Annotated in this window: 16 protein-coding genes; 6 read left to right on the top strand and 10 right to left on the bottom strand. The window is 48.3% G+C overall.

Features of this window, described 5'->3' with window-relative positions; translation table 11 throughout:
- Nucleotides 1-13: 13 nt before the first annotated feature.
- Nucleotides 14-1441 (bottom strand): acyl-CoA dehydrogenase family protein, encoded by a 1428-nt coding sequence (locus GJV52_RS11590; RefSeq protein ID WP_195690043.1) that lies wholly within the window; start codon nucleotides 1439-1441, stop codon nucleotides 14-16.
- 290 nt (nucleotides 1442-1731) lie between these two features.
- On the opposite strand from GJV52_RS11590, the gene radA reads away from it, so the two are divergent.
- A complete protein-coding gene (gene radA / locus GJV52_RS11585) occupies nucleotides 1732-3111 on the top strand; it encodes a DNA repair protein RadA (protein ID WP_095503690.1) in 1380 nt (459 codons plus the stop codon).
- 39 nt (nucleotides 3112-3150) lie between these two features.
- Here the strand turns inward: radA and GJV52_RS11580 are convergent, their stop codons facing one another.
- From GJV52_RS11580 to GJV52_RS11550, 7 genes are all read right to left on the bottom strand, one after another.
- Nucleotides 3151-3648: a DUF302 domain-containing protein gene (locus tag GJV52_RS11580; RefSeq protein WP_100563750.1), complete on the bottom strand. Its 498-nt coding sequence runs from the start codon at nucleotides 3646-3648 to the stop codon at nucleotides 3151-3153.
- 70 nt (nucleotides 3649-3718) lie between these two features.
- A complete protein-coding gene (locus GJV52_RS11575) occupies nucleotides 3719-4087 on the bottom strand; it encodes a rhodanese-like domain-containing protein (RefSeq protein WP_100563752.1) in 369 nt (122 codons plus the stop codon).
- 146 nt (nucleotides 4088-4233) lie between these two features.
- Nucleotides 4234-5640 (bottom strand): dihydrolipoyl dehydrogenase, encoded by a 1407-nt coding sequence (locus GJV52_RS11570; protein WP_100563754.1) that lies wholly within the window; start codon nucleotides 5638-5640, stop codon nucleotides 4234-4236.
- Between the two features lie 218 nt (nucleotides 5641-5858).
- Nucleotides 5859-6596 carry a glutathione peroxidase gene (locus GJV52_RS11565; RefSeq protein ID WP_095503694.1) on the bottom strand — a complete coding sequence of 246 codons (738 nt, stop codon included), beginning with the start codon at nucleotides 6594-6596 and terminating at the stop codon, nucleotides 5859-5861.
- 176 nt (nucleotides 6597-6772) lie between these two features.
- On the bottom strand, nucleotides 6773-7549 hold the full coding sequence (locus GJV52_RS11560) for a 1-acylglycerol-3-phosphate O-acyltransferase (protein WP_100563762.1): 777 nt from the start codon (nucleotides 7547-7549) through the stop codon (nucleotides 6773-6775).
- A 50-nt stretch (nucleotides 7550-7599) separates the two neighbouring features.
- Complete coding sequence (mutM, locus tag GJV52_RS11555) at nucleotides 7600-8427, bottom strand: bifunctional DNA-formamidopyrimidine glycosylase/DNA-(apurinic or apyrimidinic site) lyase (protein ID WP_100563756.1); 828 nt, start codon at nucleotides 8425-8427, stop codon at nucleotides 7600-7602.
- Nucleotides 8428-8538: 111 nt separating this feature from the next.
- Nucleotides 8539-9204, bottom strand: coding sequence for a class I SAM-dependent methyltransferase (locus GJV52_RS11550; RefSeq protein WP_095503696.1), 666 nt, complete (start codon nucleotides 9202-9204; stop codon nucleotides 8539-8541).
- Nucleotides 9205-9419: 215 nt separating this feature from the next.
- Between GJV52_RS11550 and GJV52_RS11545 the strand changes: the two genes are divergently transcribed.
- Both GJV52_RS11545 and GJV52_RS11540 read left to right on the top strand, forming a co-directional pair.
- On the top strand, nucleotides 9420-11615 hold the full coding sequence (locus tag GJV52_RS11545; protein ID WP_100563758.1) for a LysM peptidoglycan-binding domain-containing protein: 2196 nt from the start codon (nucleotides 9420-9422) through the stop codon (nucleotides 11613-11615).
- Nucleotides 11616-11768: 153 nt separating this feature from the next.
- Nucleotides 11769-12520 (top strand): IS5 family transposase gene (locus tag GJV52_RS11540; protein WP_195690028.1). Its coding sequence is split into 2 segments (ribosomal slippage): nucleotides 11769-11988 and nucleotides 11988-12520, totalling 753 coding nucleotides; the frame shifts between segments, so codons are not numbered across the junction.
- 80 nt (nucleotides 12521-12600) lie between these two features.
- Here the strand turns inward: GJV52_RS11540 and GJV52_RS11535 are convergent.
- Nucleotides 12601-14052: a DEAD/DEAH box helicase gene (locus GJV52_RS11535; RefSeq protein WP_095501926.1), complete on the bottom strand. Its 1452-nt coding sequence runs from the start codon at nucleotides 14050-14052 to the stop codon at nucleotides 12601-12603.
- A 318-nt stretch (nucleotides 14053-14370) separates the two neighbouring features.
- Between GJV52_RS11535 and GJV52_RS11530 the strand changes: the two genes are divergently transcribed.
- On the top strand, nucleotides 14371-15315 hold the full coding sequence (locus tag GJV52_RS11530; RefSeq protein ID WP_100564608.1) for a class I SAM-dependent methyltransferase: 945 nt from the start codon (nucleotides 14371-14373) through the stop codon (nucleotides 15313-15315).
- A 65-nt stretch (nucleotides 15316-15380) separates the two neighbouring features.
- A complete protein-coding gene (gene fghA / locus GJV52_RS11525) occupies nucleotides 15381-16223 on the top strand; it encodes an S-formylglutathione hydrolase (protein ID WP_100564610.1) in 843 nt (280 codons plus the stop codon).
- Between the two features lie 50 nt (nucleotides 16224-16273).
- Here the strand turns inward: fghA and GJV52_RS11520 are convergent, their stop codons facing one another.
- Complete coding sequence (locus GJV52_RS11520; protein WP_154143172.1) at nucleotides 16274-17233, bottom strand: IS30 family transposase; 960 nt, start codon at nucleotides 17231-17233, stop codon at nucleotides 16274-16276.
- A 178-nt stretch (nucleotides 17234-17411) separates the two neighbouring features.
- On the opposite strand from GJV52_RS11520, the gene mutL reads away from it, so the two are divergent.
- Nucleotides 17412-19415 (top strand): DNA mismatch repair endonuclease MutL, encoded by a 2004-nt coding sequence (gene mutL / locus GJV52_RS11515; protein ID WP_100564620.1) that lies wholly within the window; start codon nucleotides 17412-17414, stop codon nucleotides 19413-19415.
- Nucleotides 19416-19432: the final 17 nt, after the last annotated feature.

Below are 19432 nucleotides of genomic sequence, written 5' to 3'. Positions count from 1 at the left end.
ATGGCCTATCTCATCAACAATATTCACAATCCAAAATATCTTTGCGGATATTTTTCAGCAAGAATTCAGCAGCGGTATCAGATTCGGTTTGAATGAACACAAACAATTTCGCCACCACTTTGCCGATAAACACTTTCTTCAAGGCGCATGCTTCGGCGATTTTATAAGATGCCAAGAAATCGGTGATGTCTTGCGGCAGGCTGCGTTTATCCAGCTTCACGGCCGTCATGCGCTTGTCGCTGTTGAAACGTTGCAGCAGGGTTTGCTCTTTGTCGAGCTTGATGCCGGCTTCTTTTTCTTCGGCCGTAGCGCGGTTGAACGCATCGTAAATCTCGGCATACAGCATGTCGTTCGGCCCTTCAAAAATGGTGAACGGGCGGAAGTCGATGGCAATATTGCTGGCCACATGGCCGCTTTCAAAGCCTTTGGCACCGAGTAATTTTTGCAGCTTTTGCGCGGCATCGTAAGTGTATTCGGTCGCCAAGGTCTTGATAATATTGGCTTCCATCACCTGATGGCTAACCGGCTGATCCGGTGACACGCGGTTGCAAGTGAAATCGTACAACACTTGCGACACTTCATAGCGGCGCTCGATTTCACGGCGCTCGAATTCGACGAATTTAATGTCGTTACGCACGTATTTTTGCGTGTTGGCGACAATGTATTCCATGATGCCGTGCGTCATACCGACCAATTGCAGGCGGCTGCGGATGAAAATGTTTTGGAACGCACGCAAGCTGGCGGCATCGCTATCCGACAATTTCATCACCAAATTGGCCGGAATATTGCCGTCAATGCGGTTGATCGCGTAACGCACCGCGCGCAAACCTTCCGATTTCAATACTTCGCAGCGGATGTATTCTCTCGGCACCAATAATAAATTGATGACTTTAGACAATTTGCCGTTTTTGCGCTCTTTGGCCGCCACCAGCAGAAAATCGCTTTGAGAATTGCCCTGCCAATATTTCGCCGCTTTCACGTAAACGGTTTCGTCATCAACATACTCGTAAAACGACTGCATTTCACGCGCGATGGCTGCACCTGAAGTTTCCGGCTCGGTAACACCCAAGCCACCGCCCTCGCCTTTGAAAATCAAGTCCAAACCGAGCTTGATTTGCGACTCGCTGCCGAATTCTTGCAACGGCTGCAATACCAGCGCACCTTCAATACCGGTACGCAAAGTTACGGGCACGCCGTAATGGCCGGCCAAACGCAATACTTCTTGAATTTCAAACTGGCTGTTTTTGCGGCCGCCGTGTTTTTCATCCAAAAACGGCAGCAGCAAACCGGCATTTTTCAATTCCAGCCATTTGTCTTCCGGCAGATATTGCATCAAGCTTAATCCTGCGCCAAATACACGCGCAAAAGTCTCTTCGATATGTCGCAAAAAAGCAGCCGTATCCATGTTTACCGGCTGCAATGTAGATTCTGCAGATGCCATACAACCTCTTTTTAGATGATGTGTTTTAGAGTTTAGAGTTTATTTACTAATTTATATCACAATCTTTATCGGGCGACAATCGTTATCAAAAATTTTGACGGTATCATTGTGAAAAGCAATGATTTGGCGAATAAAAGCACGATCCAAGGCCGTCTGAATGCGGTATAAACACAAACAAAAATACAACACCTTGTTGAAAAACCTTAGTCCATACCGTCTGAAAAGTTTCAGACGGCATGAAGCGGCATGCGTATAATAACGGCTTCATCCCTTATTTTACGGAATCCGTCATGGCAAAAGCACCGAAAACCGTTTACCAATGCACCGAATGCGGCGGCACATCGCCCAAATGGCAAGGCAAATGCCCGCATTGCGGCGAATGGAATACTTTGCAGGAAAGCTTGGCCGCGCCCGAACCGAAAAACGCGCGTTTCCAATCGTGGGCGGCGGATACTTCGAGCGTGCAATCTTTATCTGCCGTGACCGCCACCGAAGTGCCGCGCAACCCGACCGGTATGGGCGAACTCGACCGCGTATTGGGCGGCGGTTTGGTTGATGGCGCGGTGATTTTGTTGGGCGGCGATCCGGGCATCGGCAAATCGACCCTGTTGTTACAAACCATCGCCAAAATGGCGCAAACGCGCAAAGTTTTGTATGTTTCAGGCGAGGAATCGGCGCAACAGGTCGCCTTGCGCGCGCAGCGTTTGGATTTGCCGACTGATGGCGTGAATCTGTTGGCTGAAATCCGCATGGAAGCGATTCAGACGGCCTTAAAACAACACGAACCGGAAGTGGTGGTCATCGACTCGATTCAAACCATGTATTCCGACCAAATCACGTCCGCACCCGGCTCCGTGTCGCAAGTGCGCGAATGTGCGGCACAACTGACGCGTATGGCCAAGCAAATGGGTATCGCCATGATTTTGGTCGGCCACGTCACCAAAGACGGCGCGATTGCCGGCCCGCGCGTGTTGGAGCATATGGTGGATACGGTACTGTATTTTGAGGGCGACCAGCATTCCAATTACCGCATGATACGCGCGATTAAAAACCGCTTCGGTGCCGCCAATGAGTTGGGTGTATTTGCGATGACGGAAACAGGTTTGAAAGGTGTGTCGAACCCATCGGCGATTTTTTTAGCGAGCTATCGCGACGATGTGCCGGGTTCGTGTGTATTGGTGACGCAGGAAGGCTCACGGCCTTTATTGGTGGAAATCCAAGCCTTGGTTGATGATGCCCACGGTTTTACACCCAAACGCCTCACCGTCGGCCTTGAACAAAACCGCCTGTCCATGCTGCTGGCTGTGTTAAACCGCCACGGCGGCATCGCCTGCTTTGATCAAGATGTGTTTCTCAACGCCGTCGGCGGCGTGAAAATCAGCGAGCCCGCAGCCGACTTAGCCGTCATCCTTGCCATGCTTTCCAGCTTCCGCAACCGCCCTTTGCCGGAAAAAATGGTCTCCTTTGGGGAAATCGGTTTGAGCGGCGAAGTACGCCCTGTTGCCCGCGGTCAGGAACGCTTAAAAGAAGCGGAAAAACTCGGCTTCAAACGCGCCATCGTGCCGAAAGCCAATATGCCGCGCAATGTGAAAGAATTTCCGAATTTGGAGATTTTCGGCGTGGGCAGCTTGCAGGAAGCAATTGATGTCTGCCGTAATGCACAAGATTAAATCATATTGCAAAGGCCGTCTGAAACGTTTCAGACGGCCTCACTTATTGATAATCGCCACTTTGCGAATCAGTTTCTCCGCATTGGCCAACGCATTTTCTACTTCAGCATAGTCAATTTTGCTGCCCGCAATCAGCGCGCGCGTGTCGTTGAACACCACTTTCACGCGCCCGTCGGCTTCCGTTACCAATACGCGCAACGGTAATTGCAAGGCAAATTCAGGATCTTTCACCATCAAAGGCGTGCCGGCTTTCGGTGTGCCGAACACAATCACTTTTGCCGGTTGCATATCCAAGCCACTCTCTTTGGCCGCCGCTTGATGATCAATCACGGCAAACACATTCATGCCTTTTTCTTTGACTGCGTTTTGCAGGCGGTTAACCGTTTCATCGAAAGTGTATCGGCTGTCAACTGAATGCGTTTGGTTCATCTGCTTTCCTGGTCGCATGATCGGGATGGGGTTACTGGTTGAGGTAGAACAAGCAGCAATTACTGTGGTAGCAAATACTGCAACAGCTAAAGTTTTTAACGCTTTCATAAAATCTCCTTTTTTATGTTTTTAAAATCAAGGCCGTCTGAACATATTTTATTTCAGACGGCCTCAATGATTATTTCAAACCTTTTTTCAATAAATCTTCATAGCCGCCATGATTGGTTACATTGGTGTAACCTTCTTTTTTCAAGGCTTCTAAAGCGGCTTCGGCACGGCGGCCGCTGCGGCAATAAAGGTTAATCGGCGCATTTTTATCCGGGCTGACTTGTTTGATTTTGGTGGTAATTTCATTTGCCGGAATATTGACCGCATTGCGCAAATGACCTTGAGAAAATTCTTCCGGTGTACGCACATCAATCCATACGCCTTTTGCTTTGGCAGGTTGTGAGGCGGCTGCTTCCTCAGTCGGCTTCGTGCCCATAGCCTGTGCAGACAAAGGGGCAATCAGAGCAGCAGCAACGATTAATAACAGGAATTTTTTCATGTTTTTTTATCCTTGAAATAGTTTATGAAACGATTTGAAATGATTCTACACGATATTATTTTCAGACGGCCATTATTTTATTTAATTTTAATCAAATAAAAAAAGCCGTCTGAAAGATTCAGACGGCCTTTGAGTCAGTTTTAAATTTAAGCCAATTTCAATTTGGCATTCACATCGCGCAATGCGGTGCGCAAGCCTTCTTCAATCACCGGATGATAGAAAGGCATATCCAACATTTGCGGAATGGTCATTTTCATTTGATGCGCCCAAGCCAACAGATGCGCTAAGTGTTCGGCAGCCGGACCAAAGATTTCTGCACCCAAGAATAAGCCGGTGCCTTGCTCGGCGTAAACACGCATATGGCCTTTGTTCACCAGCATCACACGGCTGCGACCTTGGTTTTTAAACGATACTTCACCGCTGACAAATTGGTCTTCTGAGTATTTGGCAGAAACCTGTGCATATTTCAAACCAATCGAAGCGATTTGCGGCGTGGTGAACACGACACCGATGGTGCTGCGGCGCAAGCCTTGTTCCAGATTTGGGCAGCGGCCAGCATTGTCACCGGCGATTTTGCCTTGGTCTGAAGCTTCGTGCAACAATGGTAATTGGTTCGATGCGTCACCGGCGATGAAGATATTTGGAATGCTGGTTTGCATGGTCAGCGGATCGGCAGTCGGTACACCGCGGTCGTCCAATTTGATATCCAAGTTTTCCAAGCCGATATTGTCCACGTTCGGGCGACGGCCAACGGCAGCCAACAGGTATTCGGCAGTAAATTCACCGCTTTCGCCATCTTGTTCCCATTTCACCACGACATTGCCGTCTGCATCCAATGCAGCTTCGGTTTTGGCATCCAAATGCAGGGTCATTTCTTCACCGAATACGGCTTTGGCTTCTTCCAATACCACTGGGTCAGAAATGCCGCCCAACGCACCACCCACACCGAACACTTCAACTTTCACACCCAAACGATGCAAGGCTTGGCCCAATTCCAAACCAATCACGCCCGGACCAAATACCGCTACGCTTTTCGGCAGTGTATCCCATGAGAATACATCGTCGTTGATGATGACTTTGTTGCCCAATGCTTGCCATTGCGGCAACACAACCGGACGCGAACCGGTCGCAATTACGATGGTTTTGGCTGTGATTTCGGTGTGATCGTCAATTTGCACGGTATTGGCATCGATAAATTTGGCAGTGCCCATGATGCGTTTATCAGCAGGCCATTCTTCTACATCGCTCACCACAAAGCCGACAAAACGGTCACGCTCAGATTTGACGCGGCTCATCACCTCCTCACCGTTAACCGTTACGCTGTCTTTATCCAAATGAATACCGAATGGATCGGTATGCAAGGCATGGTGACGGGCTTCGGCAGCGGCAATCAATAATTTAGAAGGCATGCAGCCAACGCGTGCGCAGGTTGTGCCATAGACATGGTTTTCAATCAGGTAAACATTGTCTGTGTGCAAACGGGCATTACGAAACGCGCCCATACCGGCAGTACCGCCGCCCATTACCACTACATCTGCTTGAATTTTTTTCATTGTCGAGTCCTTTATAAGTGCAGCCTAAACGTGTTCAGACGGCCTAATTGTTTTTTCAGAAACCCCGATTAAATTTCATAATAGCCGGATTTCCTTGTAAATATAGAGTTACTCAGGTAATACCGCGCAATGTTCGGCATTACCTGAATAACTCTAACATTATTCAGGAAAGCAGCCCGAAGACTGTTTTTTATTTTTTAGCGATTAATCATGAATGATTAAACAGTCGCCAAGTAAGCATCCAGCTCTTCGCTGCCGCCGATGTATTTACCACCAACGAATACTTGAGGAGCAGTCATCTTACCGGTAATGGCGCGAACAGAAGTCACAGTAGCGTCTTTACCCAATACGATTTCTTCATAAGACAGGCCTTTGTCTTCCAAAGCTTTTTTAGCTTTAGCGCAGAATTGGCAGCCTGGTTTGGTGAAGATCGCGATAGACTCTTGAGATTTCCACTCTGGAGCGATGTAGTTCAACATGGTATCAGCGTCAGATACTTTGAATGGATCACCTGGTTCTTCCGGCTCGATGAACATTTTTTCTACTACGCCGTCGTTAACCAGCATAGAGTAGCGCCATGAGCGTTTGCCGAAGCCCAGATCATTTTTGTCAACCAGCATACCCATGCCTTCGGTAAATTCGCAGTTACCATCAGGGATCATCACGATGTTGTCAGACTCTTCTTCAGCAGCCCAAGCATTCATTACGAATGTGTCGTTTACAGATACGCAGTATACAGCATCTACACCGTTCTCTTTGAACGCTTTAGCCAATTCGTTGTAGCGTGGCAAGTGTGAAGATGAACAAGTTGGGGTAAATGCGCCTGGCAATGAGAATACCACTACTTTTTTACCGGCGAACAAGTCATCGGTAGAAACATCTTTCCAAGCGTCGCCAACGCGAGTGTGGAATACACAGCTAGGTACTTTTTGACCAGTACGATCTTGCAAAGCCATTTTGAGCTCCTTTTAGATTAGGTTTAATAAGGGTGTTGAAAATCAATGTGCACATTCTAACCCACCGACTTTCATTTGTATAATTTATAGTTCAAATAATCTTAATAATCTTAAACTATAAATTATATCACTGCTTCTAAAAATATAAATAGAGGCCGTCTGAAAAATTTCAAGGCTTATTCAAAACTATTTTTATCTGCTTCAATATTTAGGCGCACATAATTTTCCGCAATATCCTTTAGCGCATAACGGTCGCTATTCGGATATTCAGACGGCCTGTATAAAGGCGCAAAGTCCAAGCGAATGCGGATTTTTTTCATGGAAATGATACGCCACAAGGATGACACCAAGTTTACATCGGCATAAGAAGGCTCAATACTGCGCCGCCCCAAGCTGTCGTAATAGCGCAAAGTCACCACCTGAATCGGCGCATCGGCATCAATAGCAGATTGGAATAAGGCCGCTTTAAAAGGCAAAACTTCTTTGCCTGAAGACGTCCGCGCTTCGGGAAAGAAGCTCACGTTTTGCCCCGAACGCAAAGCCGCGCCAATCGCTTGGTTAATCGGCTCAATGTCGCGACGGGAATTGCGGTTGATAAATACGGTGCCGGCATTTTTGCCCATTTTGCCCAATACCGGCCATTTGCTGATTTCCTGCTTCGCGATAAAGCTGCTCGGATACACCGCGCTCATGGCAAAAATATCCAGCCACGACACATGGTTGGCCACGACTAAAGTGCCGTTTACCGATTGCTGCTGTGGCGGAGTGCCGATTTCCAGCTCAACATCCAAAGCATTCAGCGCGCCTTGACCTAAAGCCAACACCGCCTGATTGCGTTGTTCTGGATTATTGCCATCGATGTTGCTCAGGTTTTTAGCAGTTTGATAAAGCCACGCCGTCAAGCGCGATAAGCGGCGCAGGCGTGTGGTGAATGAGGCTTTTGGAGAAGACATATTTTTCTTATATTCCATTTGTTTTCAGACGGCCGAGACCTTACCCGACCTTATTTCTGGCAATGCACACAATAAAAAGTACCCCGCTGACCCAAAGTCTGTTTTTGAATCAACTGACCACATTGCAAACAAGGCTCGTTGTGTCTGCCGTACACGGCGTATTCCTGCTGAAAATAACCGCTTTTGCCATCGCTGTTGACGAAATCGCGTAAAGTGCTGCCACCGGTATCAATCGCGCGTTGCAATACTGCTTTGATGGTTTCAACCAATAAAGCGCATTCTTTTTTAGTCACTTTATTCGCTGGGCGCTGCGGCAAGATGCCTGCTTTAAACAGACTTTCGTTTGCATAAATATTACCCACACCCACCACAACGGCATTGTCCATCACAGCCAACTTCACCGCGCGCTTAAGCGGTTTCAATTTTTGATACAGATATTCAGCGTTAAAATCATCAGACAACGGCTCAGGACCTAATTTTTCCAATAGCGGATGGTGCTCGGCAATACCTTCATACCATAAAAATGCGCCAAACCTGCGCGGGTCATGATAACGCAGCAATGTGCCGTCTGAAAAACGGATTTCAACATGATCATGTTTGTCGTGTGTCTCTATGCGTTCGTCACTGGCGGTAAAAATCCGCAAGCTGCCTGACATACCCAAATGAATCAGCAAAATACCGGTATCAAATTGAATCATCAAATATTTCGCACGGCGCTGACAATCAAGCACGGTTTGTCCGTGTAAAATCTGCGCCAATTCAGGATGAATCGGCCAACGCAATTTAGGCTGGCGCACTTCAACCGATGAAACCGTTTTTTTGGCTATGTGCGGGCTAATTCCACGCAATGTGGTTTCCACTTCAGGTAATTCGGGCATAATCTTTGAATGAAAATAATCTTAAATTAAAGAAAACAAAACAATAAAGCCAACCGCATTTATTTTAAAGTATTAGGCCGTCTGAAAAAGGTAAAACTCTGCAAAAATGCCCTATTTTCCTTCTACTCTGGCAATCGTCAAAGCCACCGGCTGCTCTGCCAACTCTTCTTCAAGTTCCGGCAACGGCGTTACCCCAGCCATGCGCTTGACCAAGACCAAACCATAGACGGCAGCACATTGTGGCCACCAACGATCCCCTGCCTTTTCCAAAAATTGCCAAAATTTCAACGCTGATTCTTGCTCAACCGGCGGCACATATACCATAAATTGCCCGTATTCGATTTCGAAACCCAAATTCTGAATCTGCTGCTTAAATTGCGGCAAGGTCAAACAATTTTCTTTATGCGGCAGACGTTTACCATCAAACCATTTACTGCCACACCAAAGTGAGCTCACATTAAAACCGGTCACAATCAATTTGCCGCCATGCTTCAATACTCTGGCAGCTTCAGTCAATGCCAGCAGCGGCGAATCGCTGTATTCATGGCTGTGCGGCAGCAGCAACATATCCAATGATTGACTTTCCCAAGCCATTTCGGTTGCAACCATACGCACATCATCGGGAACATAAATCAGCTGTTCAGACGGCCTCAACCAAGCCTGCCCGATTTGCGCTGCCTGTTGATTATCGGCAATGCATACATGCTTTTGAAAAAACTGCCGCTCTTTTTGCGCAACATATTGCCCCATTACGGTTTGTTCAAACCAATTATTCATCTGCGCTCCTTACTTTCAGACGGCCTCATTATAAATTGGGTATCAATTTATACCATAGCGTCAAGTTTTTACACGCAAGGCCATGACTTTTGTCAAAAAGTTGGCATTAAGGCCACAGTGTCTGCAAATACCGAGCTTATCGGCTTGACGTGTACAACGTCAAACAGTAGTATCCAACTGACTAAATTTATTCTATCTTACTATCATTTTTGACTATGGCAAAACTGAAAACGATTGCACTCACCATTTCCGGTATTTCCGCCGTTTCCGGCGCTACTTACGCACAAGCAGCCAACAACGCCACTCCGAATCAGGTCGGCATGGCGATGATGCGTTTGAATTCCGCTTTGCTTGACCAAGCCAAATCACAAACCTTTGGCTCGGGCAGCTTGTGGGCTTCTCTGCGTAAAGACTTCCGCATGAATGAAGTCAACACCGAATTGGTTCGCCGCCATGAAGGCAAATTTGCGGCTGGTCGTGCTTATTTTGACCGCACCATCAACCGCAGTAAACCTTATATGTATCATATTGCTACCGAAGTTAAAAAACGCAATATGCCTGCCGAAATTGCTTTGCTGCCTTTCATTGAAAGTGCCTATGTAACCAAAGCAAAATCACATGTTGGCGCTTCAGGTTTGTGGCAGTTTATGCCGGCAACCGGCCGCCATTACGGCTTAGAAAAAACCGCATTATATGATGGCCGCCATGATGTGTATGCTGCAACCAATGCCGCATTGAATTATTTAGAATATCTGCATCGTATGTTTGGCGATTGGTCTTTGGCTTTGGCTGCCTATAATTGGGGCGAAGGCAATGTCGGCCGTGCAATCAACCGCGCACGCGCACAAGGCTTGGAGCCAACCTACGAAAACCTGCGTATGCCGAATGAAACACGCAATTACGTGCCGAAATTATTGGCTGTTCGTAATATTGTCGCCCATCCGCAAGCATATGGCATGAACGTGAGCGAAATCAGCAATCAGCCATATTTCAAAGCTTTGGATATCGATCAGCCGATTGACCACAGCGCCATTACCCGCTTGGCGAATATTGGCGAAAGCGAATTTTTGGCATTGAATCCAGCGTTTAACGCGCCTGTATTCATTCCTAAAGCCAACCGCAAATTATTGTTGCCAGCCAGCGCTGCTGCAACCTTTGAGAAAAATTACCGCAACGCTAAACCGGAAACCTTACTGTCTTGGGATGTATACACCTCATTCAGCAATACCCGCTTAAGCGATATCGCCGCAGAAACCGGCATGAGCGTAGCCGAAATTAGACGTTTAAACGGCATCAGCGGTCATTCATTGTCTGCCGGTCGCAGTATTTTGGTGGCGAAAAACAGCTTGAGCGGTGGCAATAATGCACCGATTAACTTTATCGATAACGATAATACGCCGGATACTTATCGCTCAAACATGCCTGAAATGGCACCAATTCAATTGGCCAGCAATGCTAAAGTGGCTGATACATTGGCTGCCAACATCGTGACACCGATTGCCAAATCAAGCAAACCGATTGACTTTGTCAGCCGTACTCAAGCTGAATATGTTGCGGTTGCCGCTGCCAAAGCACCTGTTGCTGAAACAGTTGTAGCCGTGGCTGAACCACAACCGGCATCTGTTGAGCCTACCCCAGCTCCGGTTGATGTGATGGCGGCTGTTGCCCAAACCCAAACCGTGGTTGCAGAAGCAAAACCACAAGCACCTGCGCCAATGAGCTTGGCTTCAGGCTTGGTTGCCAACGCAGCGGATAATACGGCCGAAAAAGCAGTTGAAATCGCCGTTGAAACCACGCCGGAACCGGTTGCGACAGAAGTGGCTTTGACTGAACCGTTGCCGCTGCCGACTCAAGGCCAACAAGCTGAAGAGCCTAGCCAAGAAGCTGATTCTTTGATGGTTTTGGTACAAGACTCTACTTCGCGTATTCAAGCGGCGGAGACGGTTCAAGAAACCGTTGCCAAGCTGACTGAGCAAGAAAACGCAGCGAAAGCCCGTGCAGCACGATTGGCTGAAAATAAAGCCAAACAGCAACAACGCGTTGCTACTCGCTTAGCACGCGCGAAAACAACCGAATCGGCACAAACCGTTGCCGGCGGTATGCACCGTGTAGCGGAAGGCGATACTTTGTACAACATTTCGCAACGCTATAATTTGAGCGTGGCCGATTTGATTACCGCCAACAACATCAAAGGCAACAACATCCGCAAAGGCCAATTGTTACGCGTTGCTGCAGCCAAGCCAAAAGCCAATACGGCTAAAGTGCAAAACGTAGCTTACACAGTACGCAAAGGCGATACATTGAACACCATCGCCAGCCGCTTTGATGTGAATGTCAATGATATTCGCCGCTGGAACAAAAACACCCGCACGGTTACCCCGGGCCAACGCTTGAAATTACAAGGCAGTTAATGCCATAAAAAAAGAACCGCAATGCGGTTCTTTTTTTGTTCGTGACTATTGATGATTACGATAAATAAGCTAGGGCGTGTCCCTAATTTGAATAAGCCCAAAAGAGCCCTATTTTAACCCTATATTCCAACGAAATATAGGCAAACACAAACAATGGCGAGAACCGCAATAACTGACAACATATGGGAACAATTACAAACAACCATGAAAGCGCACGGCTGTCATCAATGGAAGAACGACCGTACCGTGATGGAAGCCATACTATGGAAGCTAAGAACAGGTGCACCATGGCGAGACATACCTATTGAGCTAGGGTCATGGAAAACCGCTTATAACCGCTTTAACCGATGGTCTAAAAAAGGCTTGTGGCAGAATTTTTTTTTGATCTACGAAAAGAAATTGACAAAGAATGGGTATTCATCGACGGAAGTTATGTACGGTGTCATCAACATGCAAGTGGAGCTCGGCGTGGTTTCGATAGAGCAATTGGACAAAGCCGTGGCGGAAACACGACAAAAATACACCTATGTGTGGACTCGCATGGAAATCCGCTCGATTTTAAAGTCACTGGGGGTAACGTGCACGACAGTCAAGTTGCAAACGACTTGATAGAAGTCATACAAGAAGCCCAGTATTTTATCGCTGACAAAGGGTATGACTCGCAAGAAATCAGAGATAAAGCGATAGAACACGGTATGAAAGCTATTATACCAAAGCGTAAAAATGCCAAGAAAACTAACCCTGATTTTGATAGCTACCTTTATAAATTACGCCACTTAGTCGAGAATGCATTTGCACGATTAAAGCAGTTTCGTAGTATTGCTACTCGCTATGAGAAATTAGCTCGTAATTTTAAATCGATGCTTTACTTGGCTTGCTCTATTATTCATGCTAAGTTAAATTGAGGACACGCCCTAATCAGTGATACAAAAAAAAGGAATGCAGAAAACTGCATTCCTTTTATTTTCAGACGACCTTTAGGCTATTAACCGCGCTTACCTGCCGGACGGCTTGATTTACCATAGCCGCCTTTACCGCCAAAGTCACCGCCTGATTTGCGTTTGCCTTTAAAATCCGAGCCGCTCTTTTTGAAGCCTTCCGATTTTTTAAAGCCTTCGCTGCGTGGTTTAAAGCCATCTTCACTGCGCTCACTGCGGGCTTTACCACCAAAGCCACCTTCGCTGCGCGGTTTACCGCCTTTGCGATCACCGAATTTACGGTCACGATCGCCGTAGCCACCTTTAGCAAATCGGCCACCGCTGCCTTTCGGTTTACCGCCGGTAGATTTGCGTTTGCGAGTCGGCTCCATGCCTTCCACGGTTACTTCATTCAATTTGCGGTCGATGTATTTTTCAATTTTGTGTACTTTAATGTATTCGTTCACTTCAGCAAACGTCACCGCGATACCGGTGCGGCCAGCACGGCCGGTACGGCCGATACGGTGTACATAATCTTCCGCCTGTTTCGGCAAATCGTAGTTAATCACGTGGGTGATGGTCGGCACGTCGATACCGCGTGCAGCCACATCAGTCGCCACCAAAATTTTGCAACGGCCTTTGCGCAAATCCATCAAGGTGCGGTTGCGCCAGCCTTGCGGCATGTCGCCGTGCAAACAGTTGGCAGCAAAACCTTTTTCATACAATTCATCAGCCAACACTTCGGTCATGACTTTAGTTGAGGTGAAAATCACGCATTGGTCGATATTGGCATCGCGCAGAATATGGTCGAGCAAGCGGTTTTTATGGCGCATATCGTCGCAATACAATAATTGCTCTTCGATTTTGCCTTGGTCGTCAACGCGCTCAACTTCAATCACTTCCGGATTCTTGGTCAGCTTACGCGCCAGTTTACCAACGGCACCGTCCCAAGTCGCAGAAAACAACAAAGTCTGGCGGTCTTCCGGTGTGGCTTCAACGATGGTTTCGATGTCGTCGATAAAACCCATATCCAACATGCGGTCGGCTTCATCCAGAATCAGCACTTCCAAGCGGTCGAAATCAATTTTGCCACTGCTCATCAAGTCCATCAAACGGCCCGGGGTAGCCACTACCAAATCAACCGGTTTGCTCAACGCGCGGGTTTGATAACCGAATGATGCGCCGCCAACAATGCTGACGGTGCGGAACCAACGCATATTTTGCGCATAAGTCAGCGCGCTTTTCTCGACTTGTGCCGCCAATTCGCGGGTTGGAGTCAGTACCAAAGCGCGCGGGCCTTTGCCGTTTTTTTCGCTGCGTTTGGTTAAGCGTTGCAGGGTCGGCAGCAAGAAAGCAGCGGTTTTACCCGAACCGGTTTGCGCCGAAGCCATGATGTCACGGCCTTCCAAAGCCACCGGCACCGACTGTGCCTGAATCGGGGTTGGTGAATCGTAGCCCGCGCTTTGCAACGCAGACAAAATGTTTTTATCAAGATTTAAATCAGCAAATTTAATAGACATGACTATCCTAAAGACACAACAACAACTTCCGACTGAACATTTCAGACGGCCTGAAGCAAAGGATAAGTAACGGGAAATCAGTTACAAGGTTGTCGCAAGCCCTGTGGCTTGTAAGTTAACATCGACGACAACCTGCAAATATGCGTGAAAGCAAAAAGATATAAGAAACGCGGCACAATACCGGTTAATAGGTTTGAAGACGATGGCTTCATAAAAATAAAGACGAATGGCGGATAATATAGACTTCGCCATATTCGGTCAAGCACAAATGCGTTAATTGGCGTAAAATAGCCATTTTATTCAGCAGGCCGTCTGAAAATGACCGACATCACACCATTCGCCAACCGCTTGGGCAAAAACATCAAACACCTGATGAAATGGGCCAAACGCAACCAAATCGAAGCATGGCGCATTTACGACCGCGATATTCCACAATTCCCTTTTGCCATCGACGTGTATGGCGACCACATTCATTTGCAGGAATACGACACCGGCTGGCTGATGCAACCGGAAGAATACGAAGCATGGCTGAACGATGTGTTGGAAGCCATCGGTTTTGTCACCGGCTTTGCGCCCGAGCAAATCCACCTCAAACGCCGCGAGCGCCAAAAAGGCACGCAGCAATATGAGAAAACCGGCAAATCCGGCGAAGATTTCATCATCAGCGAAAACGGCCGCCGCTTTTGGGTCAATCTTGATAAATATTTAGACACCGGCCTTTTTCTCGACCACCGCAATACCCGCAAAAAAGTCGGCGACAGCACCCAAGGCAAACGCTTTTTAAACCTGTTTTCCTACACCGGCAGCTTTACCGTGTATGCCGCAACCGGCGGCTCCATCAGCAGCGAAACCGTCGATTTATCTAATACTTATCTGGATTGGGCAAAACGCAATTTTGAATTAAACGGCATTGATTCAGTTGCACACAAAATCGTACGCGCCGATGTGTTTCAATACTTAAAAAATGCTGAAGCCGAAGGCAAAAAGTTTGACCTGATTGTGATGGATCCGCCGAGCTTTTCCAACAGCAAAAAAATGCTCGATATTCTCGACATCCAGCGCGACCAAATGACTTTAATCAACGGCGCCATGAAGCTGCTCGCTTCAGACGGCCTGATGTATTTTTCAAACAATTTACGCAGCTTTGAATTGCATCCCGAAGTCAGCGAAAAATATGCCGTGAAAGATGTGAGCAAGCAATCCGTTCCCGATGATTTTCGCAACAAGAAAATCCATCAATGCTGGGAAATCCGCCACAAATAATTTCAGACGGCCTAAAATCAAATCAGGCCGTCTGAAAAAGAATTCATGAAAAATAAGGAGCTATGATGTCTGCACTCGAATTGATTTCACGCAACAAAATGTTCAACGGCCACCAAGAGCGCTACCGCCACGCTTCCGGCGTCAACGGCTGCGACATGACCTTCAGCATTTACCTGCCGCCACAAGCCTTGCAAGGCTACCGTGTGCCGGTGTTGTATTGGCTCTCCGGCCTGACCTGCACCGATGAAAACTTTACCCAAAAATCCGGCGCGCAACGCTTTGCCGCACAATGGGGTATCGCTTTAGTTATGCCGGACACTTCACCACGCGGCAACAACATAGCCGATGACGAAGGCTACGACTTGGGCAAAGGCGCAGGCTTTTATGTCAACGCCACACAAGCACCTTGGGCAGAACATTACCGCATGTACGACTACATCGTCGAAGAATTGCCGGCGTTGATTGAAGCCAATTTTCTGGTGACCGACCAGCGCAGCATTTTCGGCCACAGCATGGGTGGCCACGGCGCATTGCAAATCGCTTTGAAAAATCCCGAGCGCTACGCTGCCGTTTCCGCCTTTGCACCGATTGTCAACCCGAGCGAAACACCTTGGGGACAAAAAGCCTTTGCCGCCTATTTGGGCAACGACCAAACCGCATGGAAAAACTACGACAGCACCGCCCTCGTTCAGACGGCCTCGAAAAAACTGCCGATTCTCATCGACCAAGGTGATGCCGACCAGTTTTACCCGAAAGAATTGCAGCCGGAAACCTTTGTTAACGCTGCCCGTGGTAATGGGTTTAACGTTCAATTCAAAAAACGCGAAGGCTACGACCACAGCTATTTCTTCATCGCCAGTTTTATCGACAGCCACATTGAATTTCATGCCGAAGCATTGGGGTTGTAATCTGCCATAATCAATTAAAGGCCCTTACATTCGCATTTCAAGTGCAACGCTCAAATGCCATTGGCAAGGGCTGCTGAAAACAGATCACCCGGTGTCTCATAGTCCAATGTCTTTCTCGGTCGGCGGTTAAGGGCCTCCTCAACCGCTTTAATCTTTTTAGCACCCAGTTTCCTAAAATCCGTCCCCTTTGGGAAGTATTGTCTGATCAGCCCGTTGGTATTCTCCACCAAGCCTTTTTCCCAAGAATGGTATGGACGGCAGAAGTAGGTTTCCGCACCCAGGGCTTTGGCAAAGGTTTTATGTCGGTAAAACTCTTTACCGTTATCCAAAGTAATCGTTTGAATGATATCTTTAAACGGCTTCAATGCCCGAATCACTACCCGGGCTACATCTTCTGCTTTGAAATTGCTGATTTTGCGGATAACGACAAATTTGGTTTTTCTTTCAACAGCAACCACCAGTCCGCTTTTTTGATCTTTACCGACAATGGTGTCCATCTCGAAATCGCCGACCCGCTCTTTTTGATCGACAATGGCAGGTCTGTGTTCAATGTCGGTTCTGTCCGGTACGCTGCCTTTTGTCCATGCACCGCTGCCGTATTTTCTGCGGTAGGGTTTGGAAACGATACGCAGATGGGTGTACAGGTCGCCGCCGTTTTGACGGTCTTTGGCGAGATAGCGGTAAAGGGTGCTGTGGTGCAGTTTGATGTGTTGATGTTTCAGCAGGTAGCCGCAGACTTGTTCGGGGCTGTATTTTTGGGTAATCAGTTTGTTAACAGTCTGTTTGACGGCAGTAGTCAGTTTGGTTGGCTTTTTGTTTTTCTTTTTAACTTCGCTTTGCTGTTGTGCTTTTCGGTAACAGTAGGTTCCGTTGACGGAATGCCGTCTGATTTCCCGACTGACGGTGGCGGGATGACAACCGATGTTCTGTGCGATTTGGTTTAGGGGTAGGTTGCGGTAATGTCTGGAAATGTAGTATCTTTGGTGTGAGGTCAGTTGTGTGTAGGCCATATTGCAATCTTTCTTGTCAGGAAAGGCAGTATACTACCGCATACTGGCCTTTTCTGTTATTGGAAATTGCACTTGTTAGGCGAATGTAAGGCCGTCTGAAAAGCCAACACAGCTTTTCAGACGGCCTTTTGCTATAATCGACATTCTGAATTTGAGTTTTGTCACACGGAAAATTACCATGTCCCGAATTGCCGCCCTGCCCGATCATCTTGTCAACCAAATTGCCGCCGGCGAAGTGGTTGAACGGCCTGCCAATGCGTTGAAAGAAATTGTTGAAAACAGCATCGATGCAGGCGCGACGGCGATTGATGTCGAGCTTTCCGGCGGCGGCATCCGCCTGATTCGCGTCACCGATAACGGTTCGGGCATTCACGCCGATGACATTAAATTGGCATTACACCGACACGCCACCAGTAAAATCAAAAGCTTAAACGATTTGGAACACGTCGCCAGCATGGGTTTTCGCGGCGAAGGTTTGGCGAGTATCGCGTCAGTATCGCGCCTGACTTTAACCAGCCGCCAAGCCGACAGTGCACACGCCAATCAAGTCAAAGCGGAAGACGGCAAAATCAGCGAGCCGAGCGCGGCGGCGCATCCTGTCGGCACCACCATCGAAGTAGCCGAACTCTTCTTCAACACGCCCGCACGGCGCAAGTTTCTCAAATCGGAAAACACCGAATACGCCCATTGCGCCACCATGCTCGAGCGTTTGGCCTTGGCGCATCCGCACATTGCCTTTTCACTCAAGCGCGACGGTAAAAGCGTGTTCCATTATCCAAGCCAAAACCTGAATCAGCGTATTGCGGCGATTGTCGGCGATGACTTTCAGACGGCCTCGTTGGAAATCGACAGCGGCAACGGCGCTTTGCGTTTATACGGCGCGATTGCGAAACCAACCTTTGCCAAGGGTAAAACCGACAAACAATATTGCTTTGTTAATCATCGCTTTGTGAAAGACAAAGTCATCATGCACGCGGTAAAACAGGCTTACCGCGATGTGTTGCACAATGCGTTGACACCGGCTTTTGTATTGTTCCTCGATTTGCCGCCGGAAGCGGTAGATGTCAACGTGCATCCGACCAAAACCGAAATCCGTTTCCGCGACAGCCAGCAAGTGCATCAATTGGTGTTCCACACGCTCAACAAAGCCTTGGCCGATACCCGCGCCGACCAAACCGAAAGCGTTACCAACGCCGGCGGCATTTTGCACGATATGCTGGGCATGAACAGGCCGTCTGAAACGGAAAACATGCCAAGCGATAGGCCGTCTGCGCACTCCGCCCAAGCGGAAAACCAAGTGTTTCACACCAGCTATGCCGATATCGCTCGCCCAAATGTTTCAGACGGCCTACGTTCATCCGCTTCTGGCAAAACCGCGCCCATGCCTTATCAAGCCGCACGCGCGCCGCAGCAGCGTTCACTGTCTCTGCGCGAAAGCCAAGCAGCGATGAACACTTATGCCGAATTATTCAAGCACACCGAGCCTGATGACGACATCGAGCTGGCGCAATTCGAGCAAGCCCGATTTGGCAGCACCGAGCCTTATGTTTCCGCAGCCTCCAATCCGCTTTCAGACGGCCTAAGCCGCCCCGAAACGCCGCCGCTTGGTTTTGCCATCGCCCAATTATTAGGCATTTACATCCTTGCCCAAGCTGAAGAAAGCCTACTGCTGGTCGATATGCACGCCGCAGCTGAGCGCGTGAATTACGAAAAGATGAAAAGCCAACGCGACAATCTTGGCAGCCTGCAAAGCCAGTGCCTGCTGATTCCCGTTACCTTTGCCTCCAGCCACGAAGAATGCGCCACTCTTGCCGACCACGCCGAAACCTTACAAGCATTCGGCTTGGATATGTCAGATATGGGCGGCAACACCATCGCCGTGCGCGCCGTGCCGAATATGCTGGGCAAAGCCGATGTCGCCGCGCTGGCCAAAGACGTGTTGCAAGAATTGGCGCAAACCGGCGAGAGCCAAACCATTGCCGCGCGCGAAAACCAAATTTTAGCCACTATGTCATGCCACGGCTCCGTGCGCGCCGGCCGACAGCTCACCATCCCTGAAATGAACGCCCTGTTGCGCGATATGGAAAACACCCCACGCAGCAACCAATGCAACCACGGACGCCCGACTTGGGTGAAACTGACTTTGAAAGAATTGGATGCGCTGTTTTTGCGTGGGCAGTAAGCGATTGAATTTGTATT

Source organism: Neisseria brasiliensis (assembly GCF_009671065.1).
Taxonomy (GTDB): domain Bacteria; phylum Pseudomonadota; class Gammaproteobacteria; order Burkholderiales; family Neisseriaceae; genus Neisseria; species Neisseria brasiliensis.
The sequence above is the reverse complement of the archived record's forward strand: the minus strand, read 5'-3'. Positions and strand labels throughout refer to the sequence as shown.

Excerpts from the sequence above, each read along its gene's own strand:
- GJV52_RS11520 (WP_154143172.1), bottom strand. The coding sequence starts at position 17,233 with ATGGCCTACACACAACTGACCTCACACCAAAGATACTACATTTCCAGA.
- GJV52_RS11550 (WP_095503696.1), bottom strand. The coding sequence starts at position 9,204 with ATGAATAATTGGTTTGAACAAACCGTAATGGGGCAATATGTTGCGCAA.
- GJV52_RS11565 (WP_095503694.1), bottom strand. The coding sequence starts at position 6,596 with ATGGCTTTGCAAGATCGTACTGGTCAAAAAGTACCTAGCTGTGTATTC.
- GJV52_RS11580 (WP_100563750.1), bottom strand. The coding sequence starts at position 3,648 with ATGAAAGCGTTAAAAACTTTAGCTGTTGCAGTATTTGCTACCACAGTA.
- GJV52_RS11590 (WP_195690043.1), bottom strand. The coding sequence starts at position 1,441 with ATGGCATCTGCAGAATCTACATTGCAGCCGGTAAACATGGATACGGCT.
- GJV52_RS11570 (WP_100563754.1), bottom strand. The coding sequence starts at position 5,640 with ATGAAAAAAATTCAAGCAGATGTAGTGGTAATGGGCGGCGGTACTGCC.
- GJV52_RS11530 (WP_100564608.1), top strand. The coding sequence starts at position 14,371 with ATGACCGACATCACACCATTCGCCAACCGCTTGGGCAAAAACATCAAA.
- fghA (WP_100564610.1), top strand. The coding sequence starts at position 15,381 with ATGTCTGCACTCGAATTGATTTCACGCAACAAAATGTTCAACGGCCAC.
- GJV52_RS11575 (WP_100563752.1), bottom strand. The coding sequence starts at position 4,087 with ATGAAAAAATTCCTGTTATTAATCGTTGCTGCTGCTCTGATTGCCCCT.
- GJV52_RS11560 (WP_100563762.1), bottom strand. The coding sequence starts at position 7,549 with ATGTCTTCTCCAAAAGCCTCATTCACCACACGCCTGCGCCGCTTATCG.
- mutL (WP_100564620.1), top strand. The coding sequence starts at position 17,412 with ATGTCCCGAATTGCCGCCCTGCCCGATCATCTTGTCAACCAAATTGCC.
- radA (WP_095503690.1), top strand. The coding sequence starts at position 1,732 with ATGGCAAAAGCACCGAAAACCGTTTACCAATGCACCGAATGCGGCGGC.
- GJV52_RS11535 (WP_095501926.1), bottom strand. The coding sequence starts at position 14,052 with ATGTCTATTAAATTTGCTGATTTAAATCTTGATAAAAACATTTTGTCT.
- mutM (WP_100563756.1), bottom strand. The coding sequence starts at position 8,427 with ATGCCCGAATTACCTGAAGTGGAAACCACATTGCGTGGAATTAGCCCG.
- GJV52_RS11545 (WP_100563758.1), top strand. The coding sequence starts at position 9,420 with ATGGCAAAACTGAAAACGATTGCACTCACCATTTCCGGTATTTCCGCC.